The 25,218-nt window shown below is 41.9% G+C and carries 21 protein-coding genes and 1 tRNA gene; 4 read left to right on the top strand and 18 right to left on the bottom strand.

What is annotated here, in order from left to right:
- Positions 1 to 298: 298 nt before the first annotated feature.
- The 4 genes from BLR42_RS18220 to proS all read right to left on the bottom strand — a co-directional run bounded on the left by BLR42_RS18220 (position 299) and on the right by proS (position 5,173).
- Positions 299 to 538: an RNA-binding S4 domain-containing protein gene (locus tag BLR42_RS18220; RefSeq protein ID WP_091872249.1), complete on the bottom strand. Its 240-nt coding sequence runs from the start codon at positions 536 to 538 to the stop codon at positions 299 to 301.
- Positions 535 to 2,277 (bottom strand): PEGA domain-containing protein, encoded by a 1,743-nt coding sequence (locus BLR42_RS18215; protein ID WP_091872246.1) that lies wholly within the window; start codon positions 2,275 to 2,277, stop codon positions 535 to 537. The genes BLR42_RS18220 and BLR42_RS18215 overlap by 4 nt, the downstream gene beginning before the upstream one ends.
- A 47-nt stretch (positions 2,278 to 2,324) precedes the next feature.
- Complete coding sequence (locus tag BLR42_RS18210) at positions 2,325 to 3,671, bottom strand: CCA tRNA nucleotidyltransferase (protein WP_091872252.1); 1,347 nt, start codon at positions 3,669 to 3,671, stop codon at positions 2,325 to 2,327.
- Between the two features lie 65 nt (positions 3,672 to 3,736).
- The gene (gene proS / locus BLR42_RS18205; protein ID WP_091872243.1) at positions 3,737 to 5,173 is read right to left on the bottom strand and encodes a proline--tRNA ligase; all 1,437 of its coding nucleotides are present in this window, start codon (positions 5,171 to 5,173) and stop codon (positions 3,737 to 3,739) included.
- A 700-nt stretch (positions 5,174 to 5,873) separates the two neighbouring features.
- Here proS and BLR42_RS18200 point away from each other — a divergent pair.
- Positions 5,874 to 5,946 (top strand) — tRNA-Lys (locus BLR42_RS18200).
- A 155-nt stretch (positions 5,947 to 6,101) separates the two neighbouring features.
- On the opposite strand, the gene BLR42_RS18195 is transcribed toward BLR42_RS18200, so the two are convergent.
- The 7 genes from BLR42_RS18195 to sufC form a co-directional block, all read right to left on the bottom strand.
- Positions 6,102 to 7,574 carry a hypothetical protein gene (locus BLR42_RS18195; protein ID WP_091872241.1) on the bottom strand — a complete coding sequence of 491 codons (1,473 nt, stop codon included), beginning with the start codon at positions 7,572 to 7,574 and terminating at the stop codon, positions 6,102 to 6,104.
- Positions 7,574 to 9,013 (bottom strand): MBOAT family O-acyltransferase, encoded by a 1,440-nt coding sequence (locus tag BLR42_RS18190; RefSeq protein ID WP_091872238.1) that lies wholly within the window; start codon positions 9,011 to 9,013, stop codon positions 7,574 to 7,576. The genes BLR42_RS18195 and BLR42_RS18190 overlap by 1 nt, the downstream gene beginning before the upstream one ends.
- Before the next feature lie 137 nt (positions 9,014 to 9,150).
- Positions 9,151 to 9,612, bottom strand: a complete 462-nt coding sequence (sufU, locus tag BLR42_RS18185; RefSeq protein ID WP_026498433.1) for a Fe-S cluster assembly sulfur transfer protein SufU — start codon at positions 9,610 to 9,612, stop codon at positions 9,151 to 9,153.
- 3 nt (positions 9,613 to 9,615) lie between these two features.
- Positions 9,616 to 10,836, bottom strand: a complete 1,221-nt coding sequence (locus BLR42_RS18180; RefSeq protein ID WP_091872235.1) for an aminotransferase class V-fold PLP-dependent enzyme — start codon at positions 10,834 to 10,836, stop codon at positions 9,616 to 9,618.
- 10 nt (positions 10,837 to 10,846) lie between these two features.
- Positions 10,847 to 12,010: a SufB/SufD family protein gene (locus BLR42_RS18175; RefSeq protein WP_091872232.1), complete on the bottom strand. Its 1,164-nt coding sequence runs from the start codon at positions 12,008 to 12,010 to the stop codon at positions 10,847 to 10,849.
- A 4-nt stretch (positions 12,011 to 12,014) separates the two neighbouring features.
- The gene (gene sufB / locus BLR42_RS18170; RefSeq protein ID WP_091872229.1) at positions 12,015 to 13,424 is read right to left on the bottom strand and encodes a Fe-S cluster assembly protein SufB; all 1,410 of its coding nucleotides are present in this window, start codon (positions 13,422 to 13,424) and stop codon (positions 12,015 to 12,017) included.
- A 10-nt stretch (positions 13,425 to 13,434) separates the two neighbouring features.
- Complete coding sequence (sufC, locus tag BLR42_RS18165) at positions 13,435 to 14,214, bottom strand: Fe-S cluster assembly ATPase SufC (RefSeq protein ID WP_091872227.1); 780 nt, start codon at positions 14,212 to 14,214, stop codon at positions 13,435 to 13,437.
- A 253-nt stretch (positions 14,215 to 14,467) separates the two neighbouring features.
- Here sufC and BLR42_RS18160 point away from each other — a divergent pair, with 253 nt between their 5' ends.
- The gene (locus tag BLR42_RS18160; protein ID WP_091872224.1) at positions 14,468 to 15,460 is read left to right on the top strand and encodes a putative manganese transporter; all 993 of its coding nucleotides are present in this window, start codon (positions 14,468 to 14,470) and stop codon (positions 15,458 to 15,460) included.
- 3 nt (positions 15,461 to 15,463) lie between these two features.
- Here BLR42_RS18160 and BLR42_RS18155 read toward each other — a convergent pair whose 3' ends face one another.
- The 3 genes from BLR42_RS18155 to BLR42_RS18145 all read right to left on the bottom strand — a co-directional run bounded on the left by BLR42_RS18155 (position 15,464) and on the right by BLR42_RS18145 (position 18,762).
- Positions 15,464 to 16,804, bottom strand: coding sequence for a sensor histidine kinase (locus BLR42_RS18155; RefSeq protein WP_091872221.1), 1,341 nt, complete (start codon positions 16,802 to 16,804; stop codon positions 15,464 to 15,466).
- A 93-nt stretch (positions 16,805 to 16,897) separates the two neighbouring features.
- Positions 16,898 to 17,572 carry a response regulator transcription factor gene (locus BLR42_RS18150; protein ID WP_022761763.1) on the bottom strand — a complete coding sequence of 225 codons (675 nt, stop codon included), beginning with the start codon at positions 17,570 to 17,572 and terminating at the stop codon, positions 16,898 to 16,900.
- 62 nt (positions 17,573 to 17,634) lie between these two features.
- The gene (locus BLR42_RS18145; RefSeq protein WP_091872219.1) at positions 17,635 to 18,762 is read right to left on the bottom strand and encodes a DUF3810 domain-containing protein; all 1,128 of its coding nucleotides are present in this window, start codon (positions 18,760 to 18,762) and stop codon (positions 17,635 to 17,637) included.
- Between the two features lie 109 nt (positions 18,763 to 18,871).
- On the opposite strand from BLR42_RS18145, the gene BLR42_RS18140 reads away from it, so the two are divergent.
- Both BLR42_RS18140 and BLR42_RS18135 read left to right on the top strand, forming a co-directional pair.
- Positions 18,872 to 19,519, top strand: coding sequence for a hypothetical protein (locus BLR42_RS18140; RefSeq protein WP_091872216.1), 648 nt, complete (start codon positions 18,872 to 18,874; stop codon positions 19,517 to 19,519).
- A gap of 121 nt (positions 19,520 to 19,640) precedes the next feature.
- Entirely contained in the window at positions 19,641 to 20,156 is a 516-nt protein-coding gene (locus tag BLR42_RS18135) for a hypothetical protein (RefSeq protein ID WP_091872213.1), read from the top strand.
- Between the two features lie 171 nt (positions 20,157 to 20,327).
- Here BLR42_RS18135 and BLR42_RS18130 read toward each other — a convergent pair whose 3' ends face one another.
- From BLR42_RS18130 to BLR42_RS18115, 4 genes are read right to left on the bottom strand one after another with little or no spacing between them, the layout of a single operon-like run.
- Positions 20,328 to 21,077 carry an RluA family pseudouridine synthase gene (locus tag BLR42_RS18130; protein ID WP_026498427.1) on the bottom strand — a complete coding sequence of 250 codons (750 nt, stop codon included), beginning with the start codon at positions 21,075 to 21,077 and terminating at the stop codon, positions 20,328 to 20,330.
- The gene (locus BLR42_RS18125) at positions 21,074 to 21,763 is read right to left on the bottom strand and encodes a response regulator transcription factor (RefSeq protein ID WP_091872211.1); all 690 of its coding nucleotides are present in this window, start codon (positions 21,761 to 21,763) and stop codon (positions 21,074 to 21,076) included. The genes BLR42_RS18130 and BLR42_RS18125 overlap by 4 nt, the downstream gene beginning before the upstream one ends.
- Before the next feature lie 28 nt (positions 21,764 to 21,791).
- Positions 21,792 to 22,919 carry a sensor histidine kinase gene (locus BLR42_RS18120; protein ID WP_091872208.1) on the bottom strand — a complete coding sequence of 376 codons (1,128 nt, stop codon included), beginning with the start codon at positions 22,917 to 22,919 and terminating at the stop codon, positions 21,792 to 21,794.
- A gap of 20 nt (positions 22,920 to 22,939) precedes the next feature.
- Positions 22,940 to 24,817, bottom strand: coding sequence for an HD-GYP domain-containing protein (locus BLR42_RS18115; RefSeq protein WP_091872206.1), 1,878 nt, complete (start codon positions 24,815 to 24,817; stop codon positions 22,940 to 22,942).
- Between the last annotated feature and the right edge of the window lie 401 nt (positions 24,818 to 25,218).

Below are 25,218 nucleotides of genomic sequence, written 5' to 3'. Positions count from 1 at the left end.
TGGGGGTATTTTTTCCCCGGAACCCTTTTCGATGTACGCTTGTACAGGTAATATGAATCACCTTTTTTCTTGATGGTAGTCCCCTTAACGCGTTGTGCCTGAACCCATTCTGGATATACTTTTTCAGTCTTCATACCTTCCTCCTTTCGTATAGGTGGCGTATACCTATACTTTAGGTATATTATACCTCTACAGAGCAGAAAAAGGAAGAGGGAAAAGCACTTTTGTATAATGCTTTTCCCTCTAAGTTTCATCGCTAAAAGACCCTATATTTATTTTGCTTCATGAAACAACCCTATCAGATGTAACGATAAAGCGATGATACATCCTCTTTATGGATAGTCTCCTTAATATCCAGAACTTCAACTTTCACATCCTTATTACCGAAACTGATTGCAATAATATCTCCCGCCTTAACATCTGTGCTAGCCTTTGCAACCCTGTCATTTATCATAACTCTTCCTGCATCACAGGCTTCATTTGCAACAGTTCTTCTCTTTATAAGTCTTGTTACCTTCAGGTATTTATCTAATCTCACGGTTGTCCTCCACTTACCTCCTCGGGTTTGGCATCATCGCCTGTCCCCTCGGAGCCGCTGTCACTGTTTCCACTGTCTTCCTCACCGCTGTCGTCACTTCCTCCATTATCGGGCTCATCGGGTTTACTTACGGGAGTAAGCGCAGGGAATGTATAGGTTACATTAGTTTTTTCCTTATCTATCTGTATAGTATAACTCTTCGTCTCATAACCTTCCTTCTGAAGAGTTACCATGTGCTGGCCTGCAATTTTTGTAAAGCTGACCGGCATTATTCCCACATAGTTCCCATCAAGATACGCCTCAGCGCCTATAGGTGCATCGAAGGTCACTTTATAACCGCTGATGGTATTTTCATCTTCCTCATCTTCACCTGTATCGGAAGAGTCAGAGTTATCACCTGTTGATGAAGCATCCGAACTCTTTCCACCGGAGCTTCCTGATGAAGAGGATGAACTGGTATCCGCCTCCGGGGCCTTTGTTGCAGCTGCATCGGGATCAACACCTGCCGTCTTGCTGCTTGATGCGTCGGAAGATGCTTTGCTTTTCGAATTATTCTTAGTAGTCTTGGATGATGCTGTATTTGCCGCATTTCCACTACTTACGGTACTACTGCTGTTATCGCTGCTGGTCCACATGCCGGTAGTATCTATTGTATTAGCCGCATCAGAAGCCTCTGCATCGCCGTCAGTTACCTCACCTTCCTCGGATGAATTCGTACCATCCTTGGGAGTAAGATCGATAAATAAAGTAGCATCCCTTTCAGCTACTTTCAGGATATGATCCTGAGGCTCATATCCTTCAGCCATTACATGCAGCTTATGCTTTCCATAGGTATAGCTGTGCGGAACCTCTTTAAGTACCTCTTGCCCATCTACAAATACTCTGGCATCGCTGGGTGTAACAATGAAGGTGACATTACCTTCCTTAATCTTCTCAACCTCTGCTACGCTTGTATCAATTACAGTCTCTTCATTGCGGTTTACAACAATTTCCGATGAAAACTTCGCTCCATTACCGCTTATGCTGACATTATAATTTCCCTCAGGCGCACTTATAAGCATCCTTGGAGTAATCTTGCGAATTACCTCTTTATCAAGTTCAATCCATGCACCTACAAGGCTCCTGTCGTCCACAGTATCAGACGACAGACTAACATACCCGTGTCCCCTGGTCACCACAATACTGTAAATCTCTTTATCAAGTCCACTTACCCTGAGCGTATCCGTAGCAAGAATATCTTCGGCATTTACTGCCTGCCCGTCAGAAATGATAAGGGTTCTGGGTGTGATATGAAAAACAGTGCCGTTTATTTTGGCTGTCTCATCACCGCGAACCAGATCAAAATCATTTACATCATTTTCGACCCAGGCTTCGGTTGATACCACGAGAGAATTAAGGTGCTTTACACCTTTCAAAAAAGTAATATCCACAACCTGTCCAACCTCAAGCATTGATGCAGACATAGGCTTACCGTGGATATCATAGATCATAGAAGTATTATCATAGCTGAGGGTATAGTTTTTACCCACATCATGATTTCTGAACTGAATTGTATGGGATAAAGTGTTGATCTGCTTAACAGATGCGGTATCCGCGGAATCATATTTCCCCAAAAGAGAGACTCTTACCTTGCCATCATCCATCACATCCGTCTCTTCCGCATACGCGTACATCGGCTGCATGGATGCAAAGGCAAGTGCAAACAGCAATATGAAAAAATTTCTCATTTTCTTTTTCATAAGCTTCCCCCTTTTCCAAATCTCCCTTTGGAAATCACCCCGTGTTTTTAGTCCTTCCCTTTCCTAAATCCGGCTAAATTAGTTTCATCAAGCAGGTATTCCCTGCTGTTATGCGAAGGCTCCTCCAGAACATCCGCAAGCATGTTTGCAAGAATATCCCCCAGCTCCCTGCCGGGCTTTATTCCCAGTGCTATCAAATCCTTGCCGTTAACGGAAAGATCCTTAAGCGACAGACATTCTCCGTCATTTCTTATTTCGTCGTAAAGATCTGAGATCTTTTGAATCCAATCAAACTTTTCATCCTGTCTGTAGCTGCTCTGAGCTATTGTGTCCGCTCTCTTGATCTTCAAAAACATCGGAAACAGCTCTGTTCCGATTTTATTTGCAGCTCTTCTGACATTTTTCTTTTCCGCAGGAAAACGCCAGTCATGGACAAGTATCAGTTTTTTTACATCATCCATTGTATCCCGGTCGAATTTCAGACGGCGAAGAACCGCATAGGCAGTTTCCGCACTTTTCTCCGCATGACCGATGAAATGATCAACACCTTCAGCGTCTGTAGTTCGACATGATGGCTTCTCAATATCATGAAAAAGCATAGTGAGTCTGAGAACCTTATTGGGTTCAATCGCTTCAACAGTTTTAATAATATGCTCTCCGACATTGTAGGCGTGATGCGGGTTATTCTGAGGTGTCTCAAAGCACTTATCAAACTCCGGCATAAATACCCCTGTAAGACCGGTCTCGTAAAGCTCTCTGATTTTACCCGGATTATCCGAAGTAAGAAGCTTAACAAGCTCCACCTGCACCCTCTCAGCGCTTATTCTTGATAATGTCGGTGCAAGCTCTGTTATGGCCGCTCTGGTCTTCTCTTCTATATCGTAGTCCAGCTGCGCTGCAAACCTTACGGCTCTCATCATACGAAGAGCATCCTCTGTAAAACGCTCCTTCGGATCTCCGACGCATCTGATTGTCTTTTTTTCAATATCCAGAAGACCGTCAAATTCATCAATCAGACCATCCTCATAGCTGTAGGCCATGGCATTGATTGTAAAATCTCTGCGCTTTAAATCTTCGATAAGGCTTGCCGTAAATGTTACATCCTTGGGATGACGTCCGTCCTCGTATTCGCCGTCTATCCTGTAGGTCGTAACCTCAAAGCCCTCTTTGTTTATCATGACCGTAACTGTGCCATGCTGAATTCCTGTATCTATCGTTCTTCCGAATATGCTCTTAACCTGCTCCGGTCTGGCACTGGTAGTAATATCCCAGTCTCCCGGCCGCCTGCCCAGTATACTGTCGCGCACGCATCCGCCAACCACATAAGCTTCAAAGCCGTTTTCATGAAGCTTATCCAGAATCTCTGCCGCCGGCGCAGGTATATTAATTTTTATATCTTCTCTTTCCAATCTCTTTTTATTGTAATCTTTCTTTGTTAAAAAAATTTGTTCAAAATATATTAATATGCTCTGCCCCAGTAAACCATCTTGGTTGCGGGTTTACCGCAGCATACGCAGGTTCCTGCGAGATTCTCCTGTTCAAAAGGAATACATCTGCTGGTTACGGAATAGTCTTCCTTAATCTTGTCCTCGCACGCTCTGTCACCGCACCACATAGCCTTTACAAAGCCCTTGGTATCCTTGAAGGCTTCCTCAAACTCTTCCTTGGTAGTAGCAGCAAAAGTATGTGTATCAAGGTGGTTCTTAGCTCTATCGTACATATCCTGTTGAATCTTGGGAAGAAGCTCAGCAACCTTAGCTGCAACCTCATCAATAGGACATTCAATCTTTTCTCTTGTATCTCTTCTTACAAGTACGCACTTGCCAGCCTCAATATCCTTGGGACCAACCTCGATGCGAAGCGGAATACCACGCATCTCCTGATCGGAGAATTTATATCCGGGACTTCTGTCTGAGTCATCAATCTTAGCTCTGAAATCCTTAAGAGCCTCAAGCATCTTTCCTGCTGTCTCAAGTACGCCTTCCTTCTTCTGCTGGATAGGAATGATCATTACCTGAACAGGTGCAATTCTCGGAGGAAGTACAAGTCCTGAGTTATCTCCGTGAACCATGATCATCGCACCGATAAGTCTTGTGGTTGCACCCCAGGAAGTCTGGAATACATGGTGAAGCTTGTTATCTTTTCCTGCATACTGTATCTCGAAAGCCTTGGCAAAGCCGTCACCAAAGTTATGGCTTGTCGCAGACTGAAGAGCTCTTCCGTCATGCATAAGAGCCTCTACAGTATAAGTAGCTTCAGCACCTGCAAACTTCTCCTTCTCAGTCTTCTGACCCTTGATAACCGGAATAGCCATGTCCTCTGCAAGGAAATCAGCATATACATTCAGCATCTGCTGTGTGCGCTCCTCAGCCTCCTCAAAGGTAGCATGTGCAGTATGCCCCTCCTGCCAGAGGAACTCTCTTGATCTGAGGAAAGGTCGTGTCTCCTTTTCCCAGCGGACAACGCTGCACCACTGATTAAGTACCTGCGGAAGATCCTTATATGAATGAATCTCCCCTTTATAATAATCGCAGAAAAGAGTCTCTGAAGTGGGACGAACACAATATCTCTCTGTAAGTGGCTCGATTCCACCATGTGTCACCCATGCAACTTCCGGCGCAAAGCCCTCTACATGATCTTTCTCCTTCTGAAGAAGAGACTCGGGGATCAACATAGGAAGATAAGCATTGGTTACGCCTGTCTTCTTAAATCTCTCATCCAAATGCTTCTGAATAAGCTCCCATATAGCATAGCCTGCAGGCTTGATAACCATAAATCCCTTTATATTTGAATAGCTGATTAACCCTGCTTTGGTAACAACGTCTGTATACCACTGAGTAAAGTCCTCATCCATTGAGGTAATTTCTGAAACCAGCTTCTTTTGATCCTGTGCCATTTTCTCACTTCTCCTCATTTAATTTAATTATATCTCATTGCTTCATGAACATATTCTCATTGCTGCGTTCATGAAGTCATAGTTTGTTTCATGATAATGCGTAAGTCGGCTGTTTGTCAACGCTGGCACCTTTGTTGCGCTCGCTTTTCGTAGTGTTTGTATGTGTTAGTATGAGGGATAATATTCTTATTAGGAGAACCATTATTCGGAACTCTTTTGTTCGGAGCCAGAACAACAAAGTGCTGCTTATGATGGGATTTTGTTGCATAAATAGCTCTTATTCACATCCGACACAACAATATGATGCTAATGAAAAGATTTTGTTGTATATATGGTTCTGTTTGTGCAATAAAACTGTTGAAAATAATTTGATTTGTTGTTCGCAGCAAGAGAGCGTACAATAATTTTTAAAGTAATGAGTAGTTTTGTTGCAACTTAGAGCCTGTCCGTACAACAACTATATTGAAATACCGCGCATTTGTTGTTTCCTGCTATAAATGGTTATCAAAACCAGATTCACACAATGGAAACTTTTAAATTTTCTTATCCGATTAAGTTGGCATTTTAAGCCATTTCTGGGTACTTTTTGTAAAAATTGTTTAAAATTTGAAAATTTTTTAAAAAAATACTTGCATTATAAAAAAATCCGTAGTAATATATCACTTGTCGCTAAGACAGCGACGCAAACACCAATAAATAAGCGCTTCTAGCTCAGTTGGTAGAGCACCTGACTCTTAATCAGGGTGTCCAGGGTTCGAGCCCCTGGAGGCGCACGCCGAGTACTGTTTTGTGGGTATATCCCATGGGGCGGTACTTTTTTTGTGCGAAGCAATAAACCATGCAAAAATGGAGATATTAGAGTTCGCGGGAACTTGCTCACTAAGAACTCTTTATATCTCCATTATTATACGACGCATGCCACGTAATCTTACCTATTCATCCCCCCGTCATACACAACGGAGTCGATAACCTTCCTGGTATCATTACAATAAACCACAATATTTATTCCATCCCACTTCTTGGCATATTCGACGTCATCAATTTTGATTGAGCAATCGCTTCCTGCATAATATCCCTTAGAAGTAACTGAATAATCTACCATCTTATCCCTTACACTTCCGACAAAATGAAGCGGTTCCATTCCGGCATCCTCACTGACATCCTCTTCATTCTTAACTGCGCAGTATCCATCATATTCCTTTGAGGGAAGCATAAATCCCATCTTGGAAAATGCCTTTTTTACTGCATCTGTCACACAGAAGGACATGTCATTTTTCGCAGCCACAAGTACCGTGTAGCGAGGCTTATCAATCTTTTCAAGATACTCATCAATATCCTTTATATTGGCAATCTTACAGTCCTCAACGACCTGTTCGTAATATTCCCTTGTATCAGCCCACTGGCTATCGTATACCGCGCCTTCTACGCCATAGTCATCCTGTAATAACTTAGCAATATACTTTGATACTCTCTTGGCTCCCCAGATGTTTGTATGCCAGTCATCATTCATATCCTTGGCCCAATCAAATTCAGAGTCAGTATATGCGATATATTCATTAAAATCGCAAAACTCCACACCATTCTCACTCGCATACTCCTGAACCGCATTATGCCTGTTTTCATCCCATCCGGTTGAAGGTGTCTTTGTAAGAATAAGATTAATTTCATTATCCTTACACAGTTCCACAATCTTATCCAGGTAATTCACCATCACCGGCTCAGGCTCTGCGTAAGCCTCATAATTGCTGATAAGAATCGGCTCATAATCCGTGGTGGAATCCCCCCTCTTACTCAAGGCTGAAAATCCCTTAAGTTCATAATGATTTTCAAGACTTAAAAATTCAAAATCATTTTCCGAAAGCTCCATCCAGCGATTGTGGAATCTCACATTTCTGAATATGTAGCTGTTAACAGTCTGTTTGGGATCAAGTCTGCAGATATCATGTATAGCTTCCCACTTAACATCCGACCATTTCATTGCATCCATAGCCATTCTGGTGAAAGACTCCGAGGTATTAAGCGACTCCGTTGGGTCAAAGGTATAAAGCATATTTGTTTCAACCACCACCGCACTCGGTTTTTGATATTTAAGTGCTTCCTTAAGCCAATAATAGGAAACCACAAGATTTTGCTGTTCACAGGCAAGGTTATAACTTGTGATTCCGTATTTATCATATATGACCTGCGGATTAAAAGCGGCTGCCGCATGGCTGCTTCCAAGGAAAACAACATCCACAGTGTCCTTATCCATCTTATAAAAACCCTTGTAGGTCGATGTTGTCGGCCACAGGTCCTCAAAATACTTCTTAGGGGTTATAACATAATTAACAATAGAAATGACAAAGCAAGCTATTAATGAAAAAAGTACTATCCTAATAGCGAATGAAACACGCTTTCTCATCAAAAACCTCCGTAAATAAAATCCTGGGCATCAAAGCCAAAGCCATAAGTACCAAACAGAATAATACCAACAATTGCCGCAAGATAGACTCCCCACCTGATAAGAAGTGGCTGTGTAAAAATCCTCTCTCCCACGGACTTTCCCTCCTCCTGGTACTTGGAGACCTTATGAAGGATAAAAATTCCGATTCCCAAAATAACCATCTCTCTCCACTCAAGTCCGAGTGTGAAAAGTCTGTCATTAATAAGAACCCAGGGATTAAATTCCGTAATCATATTTGAGATCAGTTCCAGACCCTTTCTCAAAGTATCGGCTCTGAAAATGATCCAGGCAAAATTCACAAGAAGGAAGGTTCCTCCCTGCTTAATCCATTTTTTCTTCATGGAATCCGGTTTTATGCCGCATACGGAATATATCTTCTCTCTAAGTTCAAAGGTGAGCTCTCCCACTACCTGATAGAAGGCATGAAGAAGGCCCCACACCAGAAACTTAAAGCCTGCACCATGCCACAATCCGCTTATGAAAAAGGTAATGAAAAGATTGATATATTTTCTTGTTTTACCCTTTCTATTGCCTCCAAGCGGAATATAGATATAGTCGCGAAGCCATGTACTAAGAGAAATGTGCCATCTTGTCCAGAAATCCTTAATCGAAGTCGCAAAATAAGGGCATTCAAAGTTATTTTCAAGAGTTATGCCAAAGAGTCCGCTGACACCCCGGGCAAGAGTTGTACATGCCAAAAAGTCTGTATATAACTGAACACTGTACAAAAATGAAGCAATCCATATATACGCCCCGGAATATGCCGGATAGTTATCGAATACCGTGTTTACTATGATTGCTGCCTTATCGGCAATTACAAGCTTAAGGAAAAATCCCCAAATAATAAGCTGAAAGCCTTTTACAACCTTCTCTTCATCAAATCTGTTGCCCTCTGTAAGCTGATGAGCAAGACTATCATATCTTGGAATAGGTCCCTGGATTATCTGAGGAAAAAAGCTTGCAAACAAAGCAAACTTCGCAATATTCTTTTCCGGGCCTGTTTTTCCCATATATACATCTGCCATATAGCCTATGAGCTGCAACGTATAAAAAGAAATTCCCATAGGAACAAGCCAGTTTATCGGCTCTCTTCCAAGTATCTCACTAATTACAAAGTTGGAATTCTTGATCAAAAACCATGGTGTGGCGACTCCCAGAATCCCCAGAATAAATACCGCCTTTTTCCCGGCACCTGAAAGTTTATCAGTAAGCAGTGTTGCCAAATAGCTTATGATAATCGTCCCAAGGAAAATCCACCAGCCGGTCTTATAAAATAGGGCATAAAAAGCTATATTCGCAGCTAAAAGAATAAGCCATCTGAATCTGATGGGAAAGATATAATAAAGAAAGAGTGCAGCAAGCACCAAAACAAAATATTTTAACGAGATGTAAATCATTAAGTTCCCTGACCCCAAAAATAAAACACAAAAAACCAACGGTAGAATGATACCAAAGTCTCTCTCTTAAAGCCATATTAAATTAATATAAAAAAGAGTCCTAAATATTAGAACTCTTTTCCATTCTCATAAATAATTTACTGATCCTCAGTAGATACATTTGCTGCTTCGTCCGGATTCTCAAGCATTTTCTGCATTGTCTTCCAGCCAAGCACCGCACATTTAACTCTTGCGGGCATATGTGCTATATCCTGAAGAGCTGCTGCCTCATCGAGCTCTTCAATCTGCTCCTCATCCTTGATCTCACCCTTGATCATTCCCATAAAGGTTCCTGCAAGTTTAATGGCATCTTCCTTAGATCTCCCTATGACCTGATCTGCCATCATATCTACAGAAGCCTGTGAAATAGCGCATCCCGATCCCGAGAACATCGCATCCTCTATAACATCATCGACTATTTTAAGCTGAAGAGTGATGTCATCTCCGCAGCTGGGATTTACTCCCCTAAGCACAAGATCCGGATTCTCCATCTCACCCTTATGGGACGGACGAAGGTTGTGCTCATTAACTATTTCTCTGTAAAGTCCTTTTAAATCCATTTTTTAATCCTCATAACCCATTACTGAACGTACCTTTGCAAGGTGTTCAAGGAATTTGTCCACTTCCTCTTCAGTGTTATAGAAGTAAACACTTGCTCTTGCGGTTGAGCCTGCTCCAATAAACTGCATAAGCGGCTGTGCACAGTGATGTCCTGCCCTTACACAAACGTGGTCATCATTTAATACCGAAGAAATATCATGCGGATGAACACCTTCCATAGTGAAGGTAACGATTCCGCTATGTTTAGCGGGATCTGATGATCCGTAAATTTTTATATAGGGAAGCTTTTTCATTCCCTCCATCATACGAACTGTAAGCTTATGCTCCTGCTCGGCGATAAAGTCAAAACCGACCTTCTGAAGATATCTGATTGCCGCCTCAAGTCCTACGGCACCTGCCGCATTGACAGTTCCTGCCTCAAACTTGTGCGGTAGCTCAGCGTATGTCGCATCCTCTCTAGTCACATATTCTATCATCTCTCCGCCTGTAAGGAAGGGTCTCATTTTTTCCAGAAGTTCTTTTCTTCCGTATAATGCACCTATTCCCATGGGACCCATGAGCTTATGTCCGGAGAAGGCATAAAAATCAGCCCCAATTTCCTTAACATCGACCGGAATGTGCGGCGCAGCCTGAGCTCCGTCTACAACCACGGTTGCTCCCTTCTCATGAGCATATGCCGCAATTTCCTTCACAGGATTGGTTATTCCGAATACATTCGATACATGTCCGATGGAAACGATCTTTGCCTTATCGGTAATCTTGCTCTTATACTCAGCTTCTGTTATAACACCCTCTTCATCGGATTCCAGGAAAACAAGCTTTGCTTTCTTCTGCTTAGTCACCATCTGCCAGGGAAGGATGTTGCTGTGATGCTCCATCACGCTTATAACAACCTCATCACCCTCACCTACATTATCAAGTCCATAGCTGTATGCCACAAGATTAAGAGACTCTGTGGTATTTCTTGTGAAAATTATCTCCTCGGTAGAAGCTGCTCCGATAAAATCTGCCACGGTTTTTCTGGCATTTTCGTATCTCTCCGTCGCATCAACGCTCCAGTCATACAAACCTCGAAGAGGATTTGCATTGGAGTTTTCATAAAAATCCTTTATGGCGTCAACAACCTCATTAGGTCTCTGAGAGGTTGCTGCGTTGTCAAAATATATGTAATCCCCCTTATTTAGAATAGGGAAATCTTTTCTGAAATCTTCGGGTCTGGACATTGTATGCTCCTTAAAGAATAGTTCTGATATATTGCTGAATCCTGATAATAATAGCTTCGTCAGGAATCATTCTGGCTATGCTCTCCATGCGGGCACGGATCATAAGTTTCTTCGCGCTCTCTTCGTCGATGCCGCGGCTCTCCATATAGAAAAGCGTGTCATCGCCGAGCTGTCCGATGGATGCTCCGTGGCGTCCGTCCACATCCTCTTCTCCACAGAGAATAACAGGCATGGTTCTGTTTATTACATCGGGGCTAAGAAGGAGTGTGTCCTCCTGCTCATCTCCGACAGAGCCTGCACTTCCCGCCTTGAAATCAAGTGTTCCTCTGAAGGTCTTAACAGCTTCATCCAGAAGAACTCCTCTGAAGACCATATTGGAATTGGTCTTTTTACCCATCTGATCAGCCACATAGTTCATATCGTAGCCCTGCTTATGACGGCAGAGGTATCCGGTGTGATTATTGAATACACAGTTGTCTCCAAGAAGTGTAACTCTGCAGCCTCCCCAGGTGTGTCCTGCTCCGAGCTGCATATTTATTGCTTCAATATCAGCCTTGTCGTCGCATACACCGCCGATATCGTCAAAGTGAACCATTTTCTCACTTATGGTCTGTACTTTAACAAGATTGATCTTTGCACCTTCCTCAGCAAGAAGTCTTGTCTGTATTCCTAAAAATCCGCCGTTATCAGGTTCTGAAACATATTCCATGATTACTGTTATCTCAGAATCCTTCTTCGCATGGATAACCTGGCTTCCGAGTACGCAGTCCCCGTCACTAAGCTCATATCTGATCATCACGGGCTGCGATACCTTCTGTCCCTCCTCGGCACTGATGACTGTCACTGGAACATTCATTTCCTGCATGAATGAATCAATCTCCACTCCCATTCCGGTGCGGACTGTCTGTGCATCGTTAAGTGGCATGGTGTCTCCGTTAGGTCCGGGTATATCCAGCTTTTTTGCGGCTATCTTTTCATTTACTGATTTGAAAATCTTTCGGATATCTTCCTCTGTTGCATCATCTTTGACAGAAATCCCACCGGGAAGTTCTCCTGTAACAGGCGTTTTTTCAGCCTTTATCTCAATATCTTTTATCTCTATCTCACTGTCGTTTGACTTTAAAAAGCGATAAGTCAGCGCAGGAAGATGATTAACTTTTAATACCTTACTCACTTTCTCAGCCTCCTGACATCTCGAGTTTGATGAGGTTGTTCATCTCAACCGCATATTCCAAAGGAAGCTCCTTAGAAACCGGGTTAGCAAAACCGCTGACAATAAGCGCTCTTGCATCCTCTTCTGATAATCCTCTGGACATAAGATAGAATACAGCTTCGTCACTGATTCTTCCTATCTTTGCTTCATGTCCTACATCCGCGTCATTGGTTCTTATATCCATTCCCGGAATAGTATCCGCGCGGGAGATGGAATCAAGCATAAGAGAATCACAGGAAACAGAAGTCTTTGCATGCTTTGCTTCCTTATTTATGGTAACGGAACTTCTGTAGGTTCCGATTCCGCCTGACTTGGATATAGACTTGGTTGATATCATGGAAGACGTGTATTTTCCCTGATGAATAACCTTGGCTCCGGTATCGAGGTTCTGTCCCTTTCCGGCAAAAGTGATTCCGGTATACTCCATATTGGAGTGATCACCCTTAAGAATTGTCATAGGATACAGGTATGAGGTGTGTGATCCAAAAGAGCCCGAAACCCATTCCATGCGAGCACCTTCCTCAACCAGAGCTCTCTTGGTGTTGAGGTTATACATATTCTTTGACCAGTTCTCTATTGTTGAATAGCGAAGTCTCGCATTCTTTTTAACATACAGTTCAACGCAGCCTGCATGCAGATTGGCAACATTATACTTTGGAGCTGAACAGCCTTCGATGAAATGAAGGTCTGCACCCTCATCGACTATAATTAATGTATGCTCAAACTGTCCCGCGCCTGCCGCATTAAGTCTGAAATATGACTGAAGTGGAATCTCAACCTTTACTCCCTTGGGAACATATACAAAGGATCCGCCTGACCATACAGCTCCGTGAAGAGCAGCATATTTGTGATCTGTGGGAGGTACCAATTTCATGAAATACTCATGAACCATCTCGGAGTACTCACCTGTAAGAGCACTCTCCATATCTGTGTAAACAACACCCTGTGCAGCTACTTCATCCTTAACGTTATGATAAACAAGCTCTGAATCGTACTGAGCGCCCACACCTGCAAGGGATTCACGCTCTGCTTCCGGGATACCGAGTCTCTCGAAGGTATTCTTTATATCCTCGGGAACATCCTCCCATTTACCCTTCATGTCAGACTTTGATCTTACATAGGAAGAGATGAGATTCATATCAAGGTCATCTGTATCCGGACCCCAGTCGGGCATCTCAAGCTTGTTGTAAATTTCAAGAGATTTTAAGCGGAACTCTCTCATCCACTCCGGATCATGCTTTTCCTCGGAAATCTTCCTTACAATATCCTCGGTAAAACCATCCTCCATGCGGTAGAAGTCCTGCTCGTTCTCCACATCCTTTATGTCATAAACTCTGCGGTCAATATCAACAACCGCTTTATTATTTTCGCTCATCTGCTATTCCTTATTTCAGCGGGCTACAGCCATCGCATCCTTCACATCTTACGTATTTTTCGAAACCGTGCTCGTTGATCTCCTCAACAAGGCTTCCGTCACCTGTTGTAACAATATGTCCCTTAACAAGAACATGAGTATAGTCAACATGAAGTGACTCAAGAATCTTGGTGCTGTGTGTGATGATTAAAAGAGCTCCGTCCTTCTTCTTCTGGTACTCCTGAATACCCTTGGAAACAGTTCTTACGGCATCAACGTCAAGACCGGAATCAGTCTCATCAAGGATAGCAAGCTTGGGGTTGAGCATGAGCATCTGCAAAATCTCTGCCTTCTTCTTCTCACCGCCGGAAAAGCCTACGTTCAAGTCACGGTCTGCATATTCGCTGTCCATAGTAAGAAGATCCATCGCTTCACCTAGCTGCTTTTTATATTGAAGAAGCTTAACCGGTTTACCGGTCTGCTCATGAAGAGCATTTCTCACAAAGCTTCCGAGTGAAATACCGGGAACCTCAAGAGGATTCTGGAAAGACAGGAACATTCCTGCCTTTGCTCTCTTATCAGCAGACTCATTTGTAAGATCCTGTCCGTCAAACAGAATCTGTCCCTTGGTCACATTGTAGTGGGGATTACCCATAAGTGTGTATCCCAGGGTTGATTTTCCGGCACCATTAGGTCCCATGAGAACATGGGTCTCGCCTGCCTTGATTTCTAAGTTTATATTGTGCAGAATCGGCAGATCCTCGACTGAAGCTGAGAGATCTCTGACCTGCAGTAATGACTGTTCTGACATTCTATTACTCCTTTATATCCAATAAGCCATGCTTTATTTGCACATAATCCGAATTATTATAGCATATATTAATGAAAATATGGAACTTATAGTTTATGATATTTTATCGCCCTTATTTACCTATCAAGTTACTAGGTATTATATTAGCAAATCTATAATTTGGCAATATACTAAATTTATGCAATTTGCAAAACGCAGGATATTAATGATTAAATAGAATTCATAAGCATTGATTTTTTTTTGGAGATTATATATGAATTTCTGGATTCCGATTTTAGAAGATACCATAGAAGACGGGCTTAAGATTCTGCCCTTTTTATTCATCACCTATTTAATAATGGAATACTTAGAGCACAGAACCGGTGACAAGACAGAAGAGATGGTTCAAAAAGCAGGTAAATTCGGTCCTCTCTTCGGTGGCGTGTTCGGTGCGTTTCCCCAGTGTGGTTTTTCCGCAGCCGCTTCAAACCTATATGCCGGAAGAGTTATTACTATAGGAACACTCATCGCCATTTACCTATCCACCTCTGATGAAATGGTTCCGCTTTTTATATCAGCACAGGTTCCTGTATCTAAAATGATAATTATTATCGCTATGAAAGCTGCTTTCGGTGTATTCTACGGTTTTCTGATTGATCTCGTGGTAAGACGTTATCGCAGATGGAAGAAAAAATCCGAGATTGAAAAAATGAAGATCGATGAGCTTTGTAAAAGAGAGCACTGTCACTGCGAGGAGGAAACTCCTAAGATTTCGGCTCACAGAAGTCAGAAAGAGAGTAAAGAAACCATTACCAAGGCATCAGTCGCCAAAGAGATGCAAGCTTCTCACGACCATTCGCATGAAGGACACGGGAACATTCTTCGCTCCGCCTTTATTCACACAATTCATATTTTTATTTATATTCTGATATTTACACTGATATTAAATGCCCTTATTGAACTCGTTGGTGAGGATACGTTGGCAGGTATACTTTCCGGGAACGCCGTGCTTAGTCATGGTCTTGCCGGTATTGTCGGCCTAATACCCAACTGTGCCGCATCCATTGTTATAACCGAGCTCTATCTGAGCGGAATCATAACCTTTGGTGCTATGATGTCCGGTCTTCTCGTAGGCGCCGGCGTAGGTCTTCTTATTCTTTACAGAGTAAATGAAGGCACCGCTAAGAACTTACAGATTACTATCATTCTGTATCTTATCGGCACCTTCACAGGTTTCATTCTTGATTTAATTGGAATTGTAGTATAGCCCTCAGCTTTTTTTCATTATCGGAATAGTAATCATGAATTTCATGATGTTTTCTCCCACGGCCTTAGCTTCTATAGTACCGCCGTGTGAGTTCACTATGGCCTTTGCAACCGATAGACCGATTCCGTAGCCCCCGGTTTTACGACTTCTGGAATTATCTGCCCTGTAAAACCGGTCAAACAGTCTGTCCAGGTTACCCTTAGGTATATTTTCGCAGCTGTTTGATATCTCCAATATAGCATTCCTTGAACTTTCATCTCCACTTAGAGAAACACTCACTTCTCCTTCATCAGGAGTATATTTCATGGCATTATCTATCAAAATCGTACATAACTGCTGAATGGAATTTCTGTCTCCGTTTATATGTATATTCTCAGCAATTTCTCTTGTGTACTTAACCTTTTTAAAATCTGCAACCGCAATAAAAAATGTCGCACTTTCCTCAAGGACAGAGCTCATATTTACTTCGGAAAAGACGGCATCAATATTCTCTTCCTCCATCCTGGAAAGAGTAAGCAGATTTTTCACAAGACCGTCCATGCGTTTTATCTGGTTCTTTGTGCTCTTGGTCCACTCACTCTCACCCGCTTCAAGCTCTATTACATCCATGTTTGCAGATATCACTGCAAGAGGAGTTTTAAGCTCATGTCCTGCATCGGTAATAAATCTTTTCTGCTTTTCCAGTGATTCCACAACAGGCGCAACCGCCTTTCCTGAAAGCAGAAATACAAGAACAAACATCGCTATAAGTGCTACAAGACCTATCAGAAGTGTCATAAAAAGCAGCTTATTGGCATTATAGAAGCCTGCACTGCAGTCCATGAATATCATGAGATAGGATCCGTCATTATTTTGATGAACAAGATATCTGTACTGTCCACCGATATAGCCTCGTCCAAAGCTCTTTGTCTGAAACAGTTTATTTGCATATTCTTGCGCTTCTTCTTCGGAAACAGCAGCTATATGCGACGTATCCGTCTCTTGCGTTGTTCCCATCTTATTGAGCTTTACCCAGAAGTATCTTGACTGAAACGGAATCTCAAGAGATCTGTTGTATGCCATCCTGTCTCCAAAGAAAGGTGCTGGTCCCATCGTATTTACATCATCACTTTTAGAAGCAATATTCTGATCATCCTGATTATTTATACCCGGCGGTAGCGGAAATAATTCTTTCATATCGGGAAAGTTTCCATCGTTCTCTGAAAGGATATCAAGAGTTTCATCAGCACTTGTTTGAACCTGGGTGAAATTAACTATGTTTATAACGCCTATTATCCCTATCAATATAACCAAAAGAGAAATCATCGCCGTCAGGACGAATTTGCGCCTTAGTTTTTTTACCATTGTGTTTTATACCCCTCATATAGTCATAGGTTCCGAAAATACAATTGCTTTTTTAACTGTACTCCATAAAACTAAAACCAGCCTAAATTCGTTCTATTTTATTTCATGCATGGAATATCCTACTCCGCGGGATGCCTTTATTTCGCAGGTGGCTTCAAGTGCTGCCAGTTTTTTTCTAAGGTTACTTATGTAAACCCAGACAACATTCACATCAGCCTCCCCATCTGCCCATATTCTGTCCATGAAGGCATCAACAGATATAACTCTTCCGGGATTCTCCATCAGCATCTCAAGCATCTGAAACTCTCTTCCCACAAGCCTGACAGGCTCTTTACCCCCGGCTTTAAGTTCATAGCTTGCCCTGTCGAGCTCCAGATTACCGCATCTTAAATTATTCGGAGCAAAGTCTCCCTTTCTTCTCGTCATCGCACGTATTCTGGCAAGAAGCTCTCCCATCTCAAAAGGCTTTGTCAGATAATCGTCAGCGCCAAGATCAAGACCCTTTATCTTATCGTCCGTCTCTGATTTTGCAGTAAGAAACAAAACCGGTGTATTAATACCCTTTTCACGGATTTTCTTTAGCACTTCCGTGCCCTCCATTCCGGGCATCATTATATCCAGTATTATCCCGTCATACTGGCTTGAAAGAATATAATCCAGCGCATCCTGTCCATCGTATACCGCATCAACCGTATAGCTTGAATGCTTTAATATGGCAACAAGCGCATTTGATAATTCCATTTCATCCTCTGCAAGAAGAAGTTTCATGACTTAAATCTCCTAATATTTCTTTCTATATAAAAAATTTTATCAGATATTCTCTACAGGAATTATGAAGTTTGTATGAAATATTCCAGCAGCATCAGCTCTACAACTCTGTCATAGCTTGCTTTTCCGTCATTTACACCATTTACTTTCAGTGTAGTATCTACGAAAGTATCGGCTGCCTTCTTCACAGTCTCGGTATCAAGCGGAGAGCTCTCCTCAACCTTCTTCCAATTCTCTTCAGTAAGGAAAACATTGTCTTTCTTTACCAGATCAGATATCCTTACATGCGACAAATACTCTTCCTTGGAAACGTTTGCGTAAAAAGCATTGTTTACATAATTTAGAACTCCAAGGTATCCGCTGTATCTGAAAAAGATGTCGTCTGAATTAATGCAGGCAAGATATGCAAGGAAGTTCGCCTCATCCTCGAAAATATAACTCTTTGTATGCGCAAGCTCGTGGCACATTGTGAAGGGCTTGTTGGTTATATACATAATATCGTTGTAATTAGCTTCCATCGAAAACGGGAAGAAATACCCCTGCATGTACTGCTGACTCATAAATCCCGAAAAGACGAGCTGTTTTGGTGTAACATAATAACCCGACAGCTTCGGAAATCTCTCGCCAAGCGCCGACATCGCTTCTCTGGCGGTTTCCTTCATCTCCTGTTCATCATAGCTAAACTCTCCGTTCTCATTCCTCGGAACTTCAGTTGACATCTGATTACATATATTTACTATCTCATCACGAAGCTCAGTAAGCTCAGCTATTGTGAACTCTCTTTTTGTACCATCTTCAAGTTTGCTGTTTTCATAGGTATCGGATATGGGTGTGGTGTGATAGTTCACAAAGCAGTTTAGAGTCATAACCAGTGCGATAATAATCAAAAGTCTTATTGTGTGTCTTCTTATCCACTTTGAAAACAGAATCATAACAAGCCAGATTAGTCCCGCGATTATCATAAATTCCCCGACTGAAAAGGGAAATTTCGATGTGAATCTTCCATATGTATTTACCCAGATCGGAAAAATCTTAGCGCTATAGGCATCTGAAAATCCGGGAATCACCCATGAAAAAATATTCAGGAGAATCGTTATTATGAGAAGAAAAACAAATATCGGTCCACCGACGATAGATTTTTTTTCTGTCTTATTATCTGTATTTTTATTTTCCGATCTAGTACTCTTCATTTGTTTATGCCTCTTAAGTTTTTCTGTTTTTTGTCTTTTACAGACGTATATATTATACTCAATACCAGATGGTTATGCATCAGATCAAACTTTTGGGAGAGCCCGTAATATGTCGAAGAAAAGCCTTCTTGTTTTTACAACTTTATTAGCAGTTATTTTTCTTTCTGCCTGCGGATTATCCGAGGAAAACCTTGCCAAAATGACCGAGACAAGGGATTCGCTTACCGCACAGAAAAATGATACACAGGCACTTTATGAAAAACTGACTACCGAAGATTATGGTGATGAGCTCTCGGATTTTTCTGCTAAGTATGAAGAGTTCAATTCTCTTGATTTTGAAAAACTCAAAGATAAGGACGCCGAAGAACTGATTCCTCAGATGGAAGCACTTACGCAGTCTTATAAAGATCTTTACTCAAAAATGGACAAAAGCCTTGAAGAGTCTATTGCTGCTGCCGACGAAGCCGCAAAACATACAGAGGTCTTAAAGCACATCGAAAACCATACCGGCTACAATCTGACTTCAATAATTTTTAAAGATGTGACTACCGGAGCTGAAACCGAAAATTATCTTAAAGAAGGCAGTGTTTTGGAACCCTGGCAGATTCTTTCCGGCGTCACTCTGCCTTTATATGCTGACAGCACAGAGTGGTCCTTTGTCACAACTGATATCGAAGGTAATGTAGTAGAATATCCCGTAAGCTCAGAAGAATTGAATTCCGATGTTCAGTCCATAATAATAATCGGTTCAAACTAAATTATTGAGACTTTCTTAAAATTCACGAAAACCTCTTAAAAAAGCGGGAAAACCCTTGAATTTGCCTATTTTTAGGACTATATTGTTGGTGCAGGAAAAGGCAAAAAGAGGAGAAAATATTATGACAAAGTATAAGCCGGATGACAAAGTCATCATTTTGGATTACAACAACAAGCCTTTAGTACCTCAGGTTGTCGCCAGAATTGAAGAGGTTTATTCTGACGGAAAAGTAAGGCTGGATCTTCCGGACGGAGCAGCATGTTTTGAGTATCCGGATCACTTCAAGAAAATTGATGAAGAGACTTACACCAAGTATCTTCAGGCAGTTCGTGCCAGAGAACAGGAGCTTCCGCTGGATCTTAAGATGGATATCAGAAAGTTTGTGGCAAAGCGTCCCCGTCTCCGCAGAGATATCTACAGAAACTACGAGCTGGATAAAAAGTACGTAAGTATCATCCATGCTTATGCCGGTCGTATTTCAATGTATGGCAGGGAAAATATCCCTCAGCAGTTCCTTTATGAGTTCGAAGATGCAAAGCAGGGAATCGTGCAGACACGTTCCTTCTTCCATGACATAGACGAATCCATCAAGGAAGTATCCGTTCCGGATCAAGCCAACGCTCATGTAGAAGTTTAACTGACATAAGGACGCCCCGTGAAATATATAGTTATTTCAATCTCGTTGCAAAATACGCATAATCGATTGAAATCCCTATATATCTCACGGGGCTGTTTTTTGTTTTTAACCCATCTATATCTACAAATCGATAGATAATAGCAAGAATGGTTTTAGGTTAATTCCAATGAACTAGAATTCATTGAAGATGGGGCCTTGGGGTGAGATGTCAAAGTTCATGGTTTCACCGGTGGAAGGATGCTTAAATGAAAGGGCTTTTGCACATAGTGCTACATCTTTTACCCTAAGTCTTGCTGAGACTTCATCACTCTCTTCCGACAAGTACCGCCTGTCACCTAGAAGCGGATGCCCCGCATTTGAAAACTGTGCACGAATCTGATGATATCTTCCGGTTCCAAGATGAATTTCAACAAGCGAAATCTTATCATTTCTATGTTCGCTAAAATCCACCACATTATTGGCAGAAATATCATTTATTTCTTTCTCGGATATGACTTTGTAGGACAGGAAACATTCCTTCGCATTCTTATCCGATGAATCAGATATTACCGCACTCCTGCTGGCAGCGTCCCTATACATATAGTCGCGAAGCTCGCCTTCTTTTTCGTCGTCGGCAAATGCTCCGAAGACTACAGCCATATATATCTTATTCATCTCCGCGCCGGCCTGAACCTGAGCACTTAAATCTGCTGCCGCCTTCTTGGTTCTCGCAAATACTATTATTCCCTCCACAGGCTGGTCAAGTCTGTGAACAATATACAGAAGTGTCGATTTATTCTTAAATTTCCCGCTTCTTAATATCTGCGAGCGCAGCATTGTCTCCATATCCGAAGAGGTTACGCTGCTGCTCTGGACCGCTACTCCGGCAGGTTTATGACAGACCAGTATGTCATTGTCTTCATAAAGTACTTCGATGCTCATACCCTAAAGCGATATCCAACACCCCAGATTGTCTCGATGTACTGAGGATTTGAGGTATCAAACTCAATTTTTTCACGGATCTTCTTGATATGTACGGTAACGGTCGCAATATCCCCGATTGAATCCATGTTCCAGATTTTTCTGAAGAGTTCTTCCTTTGTAAATACATGGTTAGGATTCTCCGCAAGGAATGTAAGAAGATCAAACTCCTTGGTGGTGAAGCTCTTTTCCGCACCGTCGACATAAACTCTTCTGGCTGTCTTGTCGATTCGAAGTCCTCTTATCTCAACAACATCATTAGAGTCATGTCCACTTCCAACAAGTCTTGAGTAACGTGCCATATGAGCCTTAACTCTGGCAACCAGCTCTGAGGGGCTGAAGGGCTTTGTTATATAGTCATCCGCGCCGAGTCCTAAGCCTCTTATCTTATCAATATCATCCTTCTTTGCTGATACCATAAGAACCGGAACATCTTTCTTTTCACGGATTCTCTTGCACACTTCGAATCCATCCATTCCGGGAAGCATAAGATCCAGGATAACCAGATCAAATTCCTCGCTGAGCGCTGTCTGAAGCCCCACATCTCCTGAGTTTTCAATTTTCACTTCAAAATCAGATAATTCCAAGTAGTCCTTCTCGAGGTCAGCAATCGCTTCTTCATCCTCAACAATCAGTATTCTGCTCATACCAATGGCCTCCTGTCTTTTTTATTTGTCATACATTTTCAAAATCATGTTCAACCACTGCTTCACCTTCCGCCTTTTCATGGTACTCCATGTATTTCCTTAAAACAAAATGCATGCATGTACCCTCTCCCTCATGGCTTGTAGCCCAAATGTAGCCACCGTGGTCTTCTATGATTTTCTTTACAATTGAAAGTCCGATTCCGCTTCCGCCCTGCTTGGAATTTCTGGAGGAATCGGTCCTGTAGAATCTGTCAAAGATATTCGGAATATCCGAAGCACCTATACCTTTTCCGTTATCCTCTATTTCAACTCTGACAGAGTCCACTTCATCAAGTATCCGGATGTCGATATTTCCCGTACCGTCATCCCTGTCAAGATATTTAACGCTGTTGCTTACTATGTTGTTAACCACTCTCTTTAGCTGCTCGGGATCAGCAACAATCTGGGTGTCGGGTGTGGTTAGATTTGCATAATTTAAATTAATATCCTTACTGTCGAGATCCATTCCTATCTCTTCAATACAGTCCCCGAAGTAATCCCCAACATTTATTCTTGTAAAATTATACGGTATGCGGTTATTGTCTATGCTCGAATACAGCGTCAGTTCGTTAATAAGGTTATTCATATCATTTGCTTTATTAAAAATGGTACGAATATACTTCATCTGCCGCTCCGGAGTATCCGCAACCCCTTCCAGTAGTCCTTGCGAATAGCCCTTAATCGCAGTTATGGGCGTCTTAAGGTCATGGGAGATATTACTTATCAGTTCTTTATTCTGCCCCTCTCTGATGACCTTTTCATCGGCCGACTCCTTTAGTCTTAGCCGCATGTCCTCATAGTTTCTGTAGAGTTCTCCTATTTCACCCTTATCGCCAATATCTGTGGGCAGCATATAATCAAAATTGCCGTCCTTGATATGCTGCATCGCCACATTCAGCTCATCCACCGGCTCGAAGAAACCCTTCCTGAGCCATGCGGTCAATATCACACTGGTCACAAGCATTATCAGGAAAAAGGCCACAACCATATATGTAATAAAACTCGTATATGAATAAGCCAGCGAATTCCTTATGATAAGAAACGATGCAAAAACCAGGATAAGCGGTAAAATAACAATGGTCGCTGACGTAATCATCAGCCTGGTTCTAAATCGCATGTATGCTCCTTATATGTGTATCAAATATTGGGAAGTTCTTCCTCGGCGTTCCCCAAAATCTCCTGCATCGCACGGTAATAGATATCATATCTACCCTGTCCCGTGAGATTTCCAAGTTCCTCTCTAAGCTCCTTTGAATCTTCTATAAGCTTTACAATCTTGGGATTATACCTTGTGCCTGCCTCAGCCTTAAGCTCTGACAGCAGCTTCTCAAAATCCTTGTTCTTTGTATAGCTTCTTGTAAGAGTATCTGTTCCTGCCTCAATCGAATCCGCTATGGAAATAAGATCGATTATCACTTTTTCCTTGGATTCACTGTTATCATATCCCAAAGGATATCCGTGAAGTCCGTCGTAATGCTTGTGATGACCTATGATTATATCGGCATAGGGCCTTAATGCGGCATTATTTTGCGCTTCGCGATAACCCACCTCGGAATGTTTTCTTATGGTTGCATATTCTTTTGTATTAAGACTTCTGTTTTGCCTGTTTATCGTATCCGGGATATAGCATTTTCCTATATCATGAACAAGACCGCTCATTGTTATAAAGGATAAAATGTAAGCCTTACTCTTTTGGATATCTTCTAATGTCTCCATCCCTCTGACACCTATCAGAAGTTCCGGCTCCTTTTCAAGGATAATCTGACCGATCATCGTGGCTATCTTTGCAACCATCTGCGAATGAATATATGTAAACGGTTGACGTCTTACTATCATTTGCATTATGAACTGAACTTTATTAAGTTCACCGGAGAGCATAGGCTCTGCCGCATGATACCACTGCTCACATACAGGCTGCATATCGCCGGTGAAAAATCTGTACGGAACTTTTGAAAGGATTTCCATAGAAGTCGGCATAAATCTGTCGAGATAGGAACTTCTTTCATTATCATCAAGCTCCATTTTTTCCAGCACCATTATTGCCGTGCAGGCGTATTTAAAATGCCTCATAACTATCTCAAAATTAATGGGATCATCATTTGAAAAAGTTGGCTTTGGCAATATCTCATTTATGCTTTTTATAAGTTTCTCCAGAACTTCTTCACTTTTAATATCTCCGCGAAGCCATTTATAGGTTATGCAGGTTCTGAAATCCGGAGTTCCTTCCTTTTCACCATCTTTTTCTTTTGCTCTCCTATATGACTCACCCAGGAGGCTTAAATACTTTTCCCTGTCAGCTTCAGACAAAACATCTATATTTTGGGATTTTGCCATAAATGCATCATCTATTATCGAAAGGAATCCCTTTATCTGTTCGTTGTCTGAATCCCTTTGCTGTACATTCTCATTATTCCAAAGAGCCCATACCTTGTCATAGAGACGTATACTCTCATCTTTTTCGGTATAAAAGCCAGAGAGGTATGTTATAAGCTGTAAATAATCCCGGAAAATAAACTCCCGAACTTCAGGAGCGGAAATCTGTGAATAGCGCTCTGCCTGCGCGATAGATCCTCTGAGATAATCAAGGGCTATACTCATGCCCTTCTTATCGCCGACAGAACGATAAAACTGAGCATACTCAGACCCCAGAACATGATAGATTGCAACCAGAAACTCCGGCTCATCCATCTCCTTAAACACAGGAAGAATGCGCTCGCAAAACTCAGTAAGCACTACAAAATCATGGTGATCGTCAAAGAAAAAACCTATAGCAAGGTCATAAAGAAGCTCTGCCTCATCCGGAGTAATCTCCTCGGAGCAATTGTCCCACAGCTCAGCCATAAGCTCTTCGTTTTCCGCATATACTTCGCGCATAACATAAGATCTTTCGGACAAAAGCTGTATCCAGTCAAACGGATCCTCAATTAAAAAGAGCTGATCCTCGTAATTTTTCAGCTTCAAAGAGTTCTCAGTGTAAAGCCTTCTGAATTTCTCTGCAAGTTTCCTTTCTAACATGTGTACCCCTCATATACATCACGTAAAAAAATTATGCAAAATATCAGTTTGATTAATCATACCATATTTCGTTAATATGTGCTATTGAATCTCCACCAATTGTAGGGTTGTTTCATGAAGAAGTTTTTGTGCAGGAGAATGCCATAATCAGGTGGAGTAGTTGCTTTTTGAGATGTTATTATCCTATATTCAGCATAAAAAAGCGCATAGTTATCCCTATGCGTCATCAAAAGGAGTAAAGGTATTGTTATTCTCAAAAATCAATACATACTGGGAATTGGTTCAAAAATAAACTTTGCCACACATGTAAGATCCGAGTCCACTTCATCCATTATATCTATCATCTGTATCCGGTTCACAGGATCTTCTAATTGCATCAGCCTTGCTACGTTATATGATAT

It is taken from the genome of Butyrivibrio sp. INlla16 (assembly GCF_900104155.1).
Classification (GTDB): domain Bacteria; phylum Bacillota; class Clostridia; order Lachnospirales; family Lachnospiraceae; genus Butyrivibrio.
The sequence above is the reverse complement of the archived record's forward strand: the minus strand, read 5'-3'. Positions and strand labels throughout refer to the sequence as shown.

Coding starts and splice junctions, on each gene's coding strand:
- BLR42_RS18155 (WP_091872221.1), bottom strand. CDS start 16,804: ATGGTAAAAAAACTAAGGCGCAAATTCGTCCTGACGGCGATGATTTCT.
- BLR42_RS18145 (WP_091872219.1), bottom strand. CDS start 18,762: ATGAAGAGTACTAGATCGGAAAATAAAAATACAGATAATAAGACAGAA.
- BLR42_RS18190 (WP_091872238.1), bottom strand. CDS start 9,013: ATGATTTACATCTCGTTAAAATATTTTGTTTTGGTGCTTGCTGCACTC.
- BLR42_RS18135 (WP_091872213.1), top strand. CDS start 19,641: ATGACAAAGTATAAGCCGGATGACAAAGTCATCATTTTGGATTACAAC.
- sufU (WP_026498433.1), bottom strand. CDS start 9,612: ATGGATTTAAAAGGACTTTACAGAGAAATAGTTAATGAGCACAACCTT.
- sufC (WP_091872227.1), bottom strand. CDS start 14,214: ATGTCAGAACAGTCATTACTGCAGGTCAGAGATCTCTCAGCTTCAGTC.
- BLR42_RS18120 (WP_091872208.1), bottom strand. CDS start 22,919: ATGCGATTTAGAACCAGGCTGATGATTACGTCAGCGACCATTGTTATT.
- BLR42_RS18195 (WP_091872241.1), bottom strand. CDS start 7,574: ATGAGAAAGCGTGTTTCATTCGCTATTAGGATAGTACTTTTTTCATTA.
- sufB (WP_091872229.1), bottom strand. CDS start 13,424: ATGAGCGAAAATAATAAAGCGGTTGTTGATATTGACCGCAGAGTTTAT.
- BLR42_RS18140 (WP_091872216.1), top strand. CDS start 18,872: ATGTCGAAGAAAAGCCTTCTTGTTTTTACAACTTTATTAGCAGTTATT.
- proS (WP_091872243.1), bottom strand. CDS start 5,173: ATGGCACAGGATCAAAAGAAGCTGGTTTCAGAAATTACCTCAATGGAT.
- BLR42_RS18115 (WP_091872206.1), bottom strand. CDS start 24,817: ATGTTAGAAAGGAAACTTGCAGAGAAATTCAGAAGGCTTTACACTGAG.
- BLR42_RS18125 (WP_091872211.1), bottom strand. CDS start 21,763: ATGAGCAGAATACTGATTGTTGAGGATGAAGAAGCGATTGCTGACCTC.
- BLR42_RS18160 (WP_091872224.1), top strand. CDS start 14,468: ATGAATTTCTGGATTCCGATTTTAGAAGATACCATAGAAGACGGGCTT.
- BLR42_RS18150 (WP_022761763.1), bottom strand. CDS start 17,572: ATGAAACTTCTTCTTGCAGAGGATGAAATGGAATTATCAAATGCGCTT.
- BLR42_RS18180 (WP_091872235.1), bottom strand. CDS start 10,836: ATGTCCAGACCCGAAGATTTCAGAAAAGATTTCCCTATTCTAAATAAG.
- BLR42_RS18130 (WP_026498427.1), bottom strand. CDS start 21,077: ATGAGCATCGAAGTACTTTATGAAGACAATGACATACTGGTCTGTCAT.
- BLR42_RS18215 (WP_091872246.1), bottom strand. CDS start 2,277: ATGAAAAAGAAAATGAGAAATTTTTTCATATTGCTGTTTGCACTTGCC.